Origin of the sequence: Variovorax boronicumulans NBRC 103145 (assembly GCF_001591345.1) — a bacterium.
Taxonomy (GTDB): Bacteria; Pseudomonadota; Gammaproteobacteria; order Burkholderiales; family Burkholderiaceae_C; genus Variovorax; species Variovorax boronicumulans.
Genome location: NZ_BCUS01000195.1, coordinates 1 through 7,114 on the forward strand (window position 1 = coordinate 1; position 7,114 = coordinate 7,114).

Consider the following 7,114-nt stretch of genomic DNA (forward strand, 5'->3'; position numbering starts at 1 on the left):
CGGGCCCGGTCGGCCGCGCCTGCGGCGTCGACGGCGCCGGCCTGCGCCTGAGCCCACGGGCGCTTGCTATATTTTCAATAGCTACCTTTGCAGGATGGATGGCCCTTCGGGGCCTTTTTCATGCGGGCGTTGTTTTTAAGACAAGCAACTGTCATGCCCTGCAAGCTATAATGTCGGGTTCGTTTCGATACCACGACGAAGAATTTCGTCACCCCCGCCGGCCGATCTGCGTTGCCATCTGAATCCGGGATCCAGGATTCATCAGGCTTCTCGTTTCCAGCCCTCGGGCCACGCCGGCTTTCACAGTGTGTTGGAGCGCCAGACCGGGCGCCCATGAATGCCACCACTGCCTTCGTTCCTGTTGAAGCGAATCGCGCGTGCGGCGCGTCCGTTCTCACTAATTTTTCGGCATTGCGCGCCCCGCACCGGCACGCAGCGCCCCAGGCTTCATGGACACTTTCGCAACAGCATCGCGGTGGGCAGGTTTCTGCTTCCCGCACCGCAACGACAGATTCCTGGACGCCGGCTGACCCGCCGGCCGACTGAAACCAACACGCCCATCTTCATCTCCAACACACATCGAACGATTCAGAGGTAATCACACATGCCCAAGGAAGAACTGATCGAAATGAACGGCGCAGTGACCGAAGTCCTGCCCGACTCGCGCTACCGCGTCACGCTCGACAACGGCCACCAGCTGATCGCCTACAGCGGCGGCAAGATGCGCAAGCACCACATCCGCATCCTGGCCGGCGACAAGGTCTCGCTCGAGCTGTCGCCCTACGACCTGACCAAGGGCCGCATCACGTTCCGCCACCTGGAACGCCGCGGCCCCCCGCCGACCAACTCGGGCAACAACACGCCCCGCCGCTGAGCGACGCCCGGCCGGCCTTGCAGAGCGCCCTCCCGGAGGGGGCCCTGCAAGGCCTTTGTCTTTTCCGGGCCGTCACTTTTTTTGCTCCTCCGTCTTCCTGTCTGTCTCCGGCTGCCGAACGATGAACTCCACCACCTCCCCAGCCGGCGGCCTCCAGGCCGAACCCCACGGCTTTGCCACGCTGGCGCTGTCGCCCCAGATGCTGGCCAACCTCACCCAGCTCGGCTACACGCAGATGACGGCCATCCAGGCCGCCGCGCTGCCGCCCGCCTTGCTCGGCAAGGACCTGATCGCCCAGGCCAAGACCGGCAGCGGCAAGACCGCCGCCTTCGCGCTGGCGCTGCTGTCCAACCTGAACCCGCGCCGCTTCGCCATCCAGGCGATGGTGCTGTGCCCCACGCGCGAGCTGGCCGACCAGGTCACGACCGAGATCCGCCGCCTGGCGCGCGCCGAAGAAAACATCAAGGTCGTCACGCTGTGCGGCGGTGTGGCGCTGCGCGGGCAGATCGCCAGCCTGGAGCACGGTGCCCACATCGTGGTGGGCACGCCGGGCCGCATCATGGACCACCTGGAGCGCGAGAACCTCGACCTCTCGGCGCTCAACACGCTGGTGCTCGACGAGGCCGACCGCATGCTCGACATGGGCTTCTTCGACGACATCGTGAAGGTGGCGCGCCAGTGCCCCAAGGAACGCCAGACGCTGCTGTTCTCGGCCACCTACCCCGAAGGCATCGCCAAGCTCGCGCAGCAGTTCATGAAGAACCCCGAGCAGATCACGGTGCAGGCCCAGCATGAAGGCAGCAAGATCCGCCAGCGCTGGTACCAGGTGAAGGACAGCGAGCGGCTGCACGCCGTGAGCCTGCTGCTGGACCATTTCCGTCCCGTGAGCACGCTGGCCTTCTGCAACACCAAGCAGCAGTGCCGCGACCTCGTCGACGTGCTGCAGGCGCAGGGCTTCAGCGCGATGGCGCTGTTCGGCGAGCTGGAGCAGCGCGAGCGCGACCAGGTGCTGGTGCAGTTCGCCAACCGCAGCTGCTCGGTGCTGGTGGCCACCGACGTGGCGGCGCGCGGCTTGGACATCGCGCAGCTCGAAGCGGTGATCAACGTCGACGTGACGCCCGACTCCGAAATCCACATCCACCGCGTGGGCCGCACCGGCCGCGTGGGCCAGCAGGGCGGCTCGGAAGGGCTGGCGCTGAACCTGGCCAGCATGAACGAGATGGGCTTCGTCGGGAAGATCGAACAGCTGCAGGGCCGCGAGTCCGAATGGCACCCGCTCGCCGAGCTCACGCCCGCCAAGGGCGCACCGCTCACGCCGCCCATGGCCACGTTGCAGATCGTCGGCGGGCGCAAGGAAAAGATCCGCGCCGGCGACGTGCTGGGCGCGCTGACCGGCGACTGCGGCTACACCAAGGACCAGGTCGGCAAGATCAACGTCAACGAGTTCTCGACCTATGTCGCGGTGGACCGCGGCATTGCCGAAGAAGCCGCCCGCAAGCTCGGCAACGGCCGCGTGAAGGGCAAGAGCGTCAAGGTGCGCCTGCTGACACCGCAGTCCACCTGACATCCCTCCCATGCTCCTGTTTGGGCGCTTGGCAGACGAAATCTGCCGATGTGGCCTAATCGGGGGTCGAACATCTTTTTTATCCGAGCTTTCCATGCCCAAGAAAATCCGTACCGAAGCCGACCGTCTTGCCAGCCCGAAGCCGACGCCCATGCCCGGCTACACCGTGCCGCGCAACGGTGGCGGCCAGAAGATCAGCCTCGAGCGCGGCACCGCCACGCGCAGCAAGAAGAACCCGGGCAAGCGCCCGAGCAAGGGCGGCTGATCCAGCCCCCGCGGCTCTTTCTTCGGAGCCACGACGAACGCGCCCCCGGGCGCGTTTTGTCATTGGGGCCTGCCCTGCATCACGCGCTGCCATGTCCGACGACAACCAGATCTACATCCCGCCCTCGTTCTTCGCGGTCTACAGCGACGCGCGCCAGCGCCTGCGCGAGCCGATCGACGTGGTGCGCGCGCGCTACGAGATCTGCGAAGACCTCGCCGGCCACCTCGTGGGCCATGCGCAGATCCAGCACCACACCGAGGTGCCGGTCGAAAGCGAGATCCTGCGGCGCATCCACGCCGGGCTGGCCACGCCGGAATCGGGCGTGTCGGTGCCCGAGGCCGGCTGGATCGTGCAGCGGCTGGCCGAGCTGCTGGGGTGGGAAGCGCCCGAGATCGCCGAGCCGACGGGCGACTAGCCCCCGCGCACCTCACCGCGCCGCGAACCGCTCCAGCAGGAAATCGACAAAGGCGCGCGTCTTCGCCGCCAGGTGACGCGACGGGTACACGGCGTACACCGGCGTGCGGTCGGCCTCCCAGTCGGCGAGCACGGCTTCGAGCCGGCCCGCCGCCAGCTCCTGCTCGACATAGATGCGCGGCACCAGGCTCAGGCCGAAGCCCGCGAGCAGGGCGTCGCGCACGGCGATGCTGGAGCTGACCTTGTAGCGCCCGTCGATCGGCACCGCCACGCTGCGCCCGGCGCGGCGGAAGGTCCATTTGTTCGCGTGGCCCGACAGGGTGAACTGCACGCACTCGTGGGCCTTCAGGTCTTCGGGCGCGGCAGGCCGGCCGTGGGCCGCGAAGTAGCCGGGCGCGCCGCACAGCACGTGGGTCATGGTCATGAGCTCGCGCGCGACCAGGCTCGAATCTTCCAGCCGGTCGCTGCCGCGGATCGCGAGGTCGTAGCCTTCGCCGATGAGGTCGATGCGGGTGTCCTGCAGGTTCAGCTCCAGCCGCAGGTTGGGGTGGCGCGCCAGGAAGGCGGGGATGTGCGGCGAGATGCAGGTCAGCGCGAAGGTCAGCGGCGCGCTCACGCGCAGCACGCCGCCCGGGCTCGCCCCCATGGGCGCCAGCGCGGCGTCGGCCTCGTCCAGGTCGTCGAGGATGCGCGCGAGCCGCTCCACGTAGGCCGCGCCGGCCTCGGTGAGGCTCATGCTGCGCGTGGTGCGGTTGATCAGCCGCACCTTCAGGTGCGCCTCCAGCTCGGCGATGTTCTTGCTGACGGCCGCGGCCGACAGCCCCAGCTGCCGCGCGGCGCCGGCGAAGCTGCCCGCCGCGGCGGTGGTGCGAAAGACCTTGAGGGCGGTGAGATGGTCCATGGCCGGCGCTCGATTGACGACTGTCAGTAAAGAATCAATTCATTATTCGAGCATTCACAACCACAGGTCAACGGCCTAGATTCGAGCCATGACCTCCTCCAACCGCACCACCGACGTCCTGCTCACCGCGATCGCGCCTGCGGTCTGGGGCAGCACCTACATCGTGACCACCGAGCTGCTGCCGGCGAACTACCCGCTGACGGTGGCGCTGTTGCGCGCGCTGCCGGCCGGCCTGCTGCTGATGCTCATCGTGCGCCAGCTGCCGCCCCGGGCGTGGTGGGGGCGCATCCTGCTGCTGGGCGCGCTGAACTTCTCGGTGCTGTGGGCGATGCTGTTCCTGGCCGCCTACCGGCTGCCGGGCGGCGTGGCGGCCACCATCACCTCGGTGCAGCCGCTGTTCGTGGTGTTCCTCGCCGGCCTGCTGCTGGGCGCGCCGGTGCGTGCGCTGTCGGTGGCAGCGGCCGTGATCGGCATGGGCGGCGTGGCGCTGCTGGTGCTCACGCCGAACGCCGCGCTCGACGCGCTGGGCATCGCCGCGGCACTCACGGCGGCGGTGTCGATGGCCTTCGGCACGGTGCTCAGCCGCCGCTGGCAGCCGCCGGTGTCGGCGCTGACTTTCACGGCCTGGCAGCTGACCGCCGGCGGCCTGCTGCTGCTGCCGGTGGCGCTGTGGCTGGAACCGCCGCTGCCCGCGCTCACGGCGATGAACTGGGTCGGCTTCGCCTGGCTCGGCCTGGTCGGCGCCGCGCTCACCTACATCGTGTGGTTCCGCGGCGTGGCCCGGCTGGAGCCCTCGGCGATCGCGCCGCTGGCCTTCCTGAGCCCGGTCACGGCCGTGATCCTGGGCTGGGCCTTGCTGGGCCAGAGCCTCTCGGGCTGGCAGATGGCGGGCATCGGCATCGTGATCGCGAGCATCTGGCTGAGCCAGCAGGCACAGCGCGGTGCGCAGCCGGTGCCGGCGGTGCAGCCCGCCCCCAGTCGCTGAGACTTCAGGCCACCGGGGCCGCGCGGCGCAGCAGGCTCAGGTAACCGGGCTGCACTTCCATGCGCGCCGTCGCGCCCTGGCGCTGCAGCAGGCGGTGCGCCTTCGGCAGCGCCCAGCAGGGCAGGTTGGTGAACATGTGGTGCTCGCAGTGGTAGTTGACCCAGTAGGGCGCCACGAAGATGCGTTCGAGCCAGCCGGCGTGCGTGGTGCGCGCCTGGCGCAGCGGGTCGGCTTCGTTCTGCGCCACCAGCGCATGCTCGGCGATGTTGCGCACGCGGCTCACGAGCGGCAGCCAGGTCGCCATCGGCAGCAGCCACATCAGCACCCAGGCCCACCAGACACCGGCCAGCGTGAAGGCCAGCAGGCCCAGGCCGTTGCCGATGAGAAAGCGCCTGTCCTTCGCCAGCCCGCGCCCGAACACGCGCAACGCCGACTCGCCCGGCGCGCGCTGGCGCAGGGCGTCGGCGATGTGGCCGAAGCGCTGCTTGTAGAAGGTCTGGCCGCTGAGGTCGCGCACGACCTTGCGCCACATCGAGTCGCGCGAGATCGGGAAGGGCGCCGACAGCACGAGGTCGGGGTCTTCGGTCTGCTGCACGAAGCGGTGGTGTTGCAGGTGATAGGGCCGGTAGTCGCGCAGCGTGGGCGAGCACAGCCAGTAGCCGACCCAGTCGTTCACCTTGCGATTGCGGTGCAGCCCCGCGTGCGCGGCGTCGTGCATGAGGATGAACAGGCCCAGCTGGCGCGTGCCGACGATCGGCACCATGAGCGGAATCGTCCACGGCCACACGATGCCCACGAGCATCGCGGCGCCGATCACGCCCCAGCAGTGCGCCACCAGCCACAGGCCCCGCCAGGACGAGCGCGCGGTGAGCGATTGCCACTCGTCGGGGGTGAAGAAGTCTTCGGGTCGAGCGCGGGGTGCAGCGGCCATCGGGCCAGTATGCGGCGAAGGCGCCGGCAGATCACGCGTAGTTCCCCGATGCGGATGCGCAGCGGCGAGGCCCTTCGGCCTACTTGTCGATGATTTTCCGGGCGAAGACTTCGAGGTAGTCCATGAGCCGCTCGGCGCCCGCGATGGCCGCGGCCTCGTCGCCGGTGGCGATGCCCTGCGCCAGTTCGAGGTGCGCGTTGGCGCCTTCGACGATCTCGCCCTCGTGCTGGTAGGCGTACCAGAAGCGCCGGCACTGCACGATCAGCGGCACCACCGCCTTCACCGCCGAGTCGTTGTGGCTCGCCTGGTGGGTGACGAGGTCGAGCGCGCGGTCGGCCTGCATGTAGTCGTTCAGGTCGCCGCGGCCGGCGGCTTCGACCATGGCCTCGGCGCAGCGCACGATGGCCTGGCGCTGCGGCGCGGTGGCGCGGCGCGCGGCGCAGGCGGCAATCAGCTGCTCGAGCACGCGCCGGGTCTGGATCACGTCCAGGTGGTCGGCCAGGTCGATGGTCGACACCAGCAGGCCGCGGCGCGGCTGCTGCACGATGAGGCCGATCGACACCATGCGCATCAGCGCCTCGCGCACCGGCGTGCGGCCCAGGCCCGTGCGCTCGGCCAGCTCGGCCTCGACGATCTGGCTGCCGGGCTCCAGCTGCATGGTGGACAGCAGCGCCTCGATGGCGTCGTAGGCCAGGTCGGCCGCGCGGCGCTTGGGCGGGGGTCGGGGAGCGGTCTTCGGGGCGGCCATGGTGGGGATGTGGATGTGCTCGTGCGTGTACAGATGTGGGGCCGTCATTGTCGGGCGTCGCCGGGCGCTGCGAGCCCGGCCAGTGTCTCGATGCGGACCGGCACCAGCGGCGGGCGCGGCGCGGGCGGCGTCCAGCCGAACAGGAACTGCGCCGCGTCGCCGCAGACGCGCCCCTGGCAGGCGCCCATGCCGCAGCGGCGGTGCAGCTTGGCATCGGTCCAGCCGGTGCAGGCCGAGAGTGCGGCAAAGGGCACGTCCTCGCAGCGGCACACGAGCGTGTCGGGGCGGGGCAGGGCCTTGAGGTCGTCGGCCAGCGCGAAGCGGCGGTGCAGCTGGGCGGCGAAAGCGTCCCAGCGGGCGCGTTCGCGGTCGTGCGCGCGGGCCTGGGCGGCCTCGCCGACGGCCGCGTGGCCGGCGATGGTGCCCTGCACC

General features: G+C 69.6%; 10 protein-coding genes. 6 read left to right on the forward strand and 4 right to left on the reverse strand.

The genetic code is table 11. From position 1 onward, the window contains the following. The 5 genes from VBO01S_RS33105 to VBO01S_RS30155 form a co-directional block, all read left to right on the forward strand. On the forward strand, positions 1-242 hold a 242-nt coding region (locus VBO01S_RS33105; RefSeq protein ID WP_218005425.1), incomplete at its 5' end, for a hypothetical protein. A gap of 362 nt (positions 243-604) precedes the next feature. After that, positions 605-874: a translation initiation factor IF-1 gene (gene infA, locus VBO01S_RS30145; RefSeq protein ID WP_062482563.1), complete on the forward strand. Its 270-nt coding sequence runs from the start codon at positions 605-607 to the stop codon at positions 872-874. A 121-nt stretch (positions 875-995) separates the two neighbouring features. Then, a complete protein-coding gene (dbpA, locus tag VBO01S_RS30150) occupies positions 996-2,438 on the forward strand; it encodes an ATP-dependent RNA helicase DbpA (RefSeq protein WP_062482564.1) in 1,443 nt (480 codons plus the stop codon). Positions 2,439-2,532: 94 nt separating this feature from the next. Next, a complete protein-coding gene (locus VBO01S_RS32875; protein ID WP_167395080.1) occupies positions 2,533-2,703 on the forward strand; it encodes a hypothetical protein in 171 nt (56 codons plus the stop codon). 91 nt (positions 2,704-2,794) lie between these two features. Continuing rightward, positions 2,795-3,118 (forward strand): hypothetical protein, encoded by a 324-nt coding sequence (locus VBO01S_RS30155; protein ID WP_062482567.1) that lies wholly within the window; start codon positions 2,795-2,797, stop codon positions 3,116-3,118. 12 nt (positions 3,119-3,130) lie between these two features. On the opposite strand, the gene VBO01S_RS30160 is transcribed toward VBO01S_RS30155, so the two are convergent. After that, positions 3,131-4,018 (reverse strand): LysR family transcriptional regulator, encoded by an 888-nt coding sequence (locus VBO01S_RS30160; protein WP_062482570.1) that lies wholly within the window; start codon positions 4,016-4,018, stop codon positions 3,131-3,133. Between the two features lie 88 nt (positions 4,019-4,106). Here VBO01S_RS30160 and VBO01S_RS30165 point away from each other — a divergent pair, with 88 nt between their 5' ends. Next, a complete protein-coding gene (locus tag VBO01S_RS30165; protein WP_062482573.1) occupies positions 4,107-5,003 on the forward strand; it encodes an EamA family transporter in 897 nt (298 codons plus the stop codon). 4 nt (positions 5,004-5,007) lie between these two features. Here the strand turns inward: VBO01S_RS30165 and VBO01S_RS30170 are convergent, their stop codons facing one another. From VBO01S_RS30170 to VBO01S_RS32880, 3 genes are all read right to left on the reverse strand, one after another. Continuing rightward, entirely contained in the window at positions 5,008-5,934 is a 927-nt protein-coding gene (locus VBO01S_RS30170) for a fatty acid desaturase family protein (protein WP_062482576.1), read from the reverse strand. Positions 5,935-6,013: 79 nt separating this feature from the next. Next, on the reverse strand, positions 6,014-6,730 hold the full coding sequence (locus VBO01S_RS30175; protein WP_370682128.1) for a GntR family transcriptional regulator: 717 nt from the start codon (positions 6,728-6,730) through the stop codon (positions 6,014-6,016). Beyond that, on the reverse strand, positions 6,727-7,114 hold a 388-nt coding region (locus VBO01S_RS32880; RefSeq protein WP_502688677.1), incomplete at its 5' end, for a bacterioferritin-associated ferredoxin. The genes VBO01S_RS30175 and VBO01S_RS32880, both read right to left, overlap by 4 nt.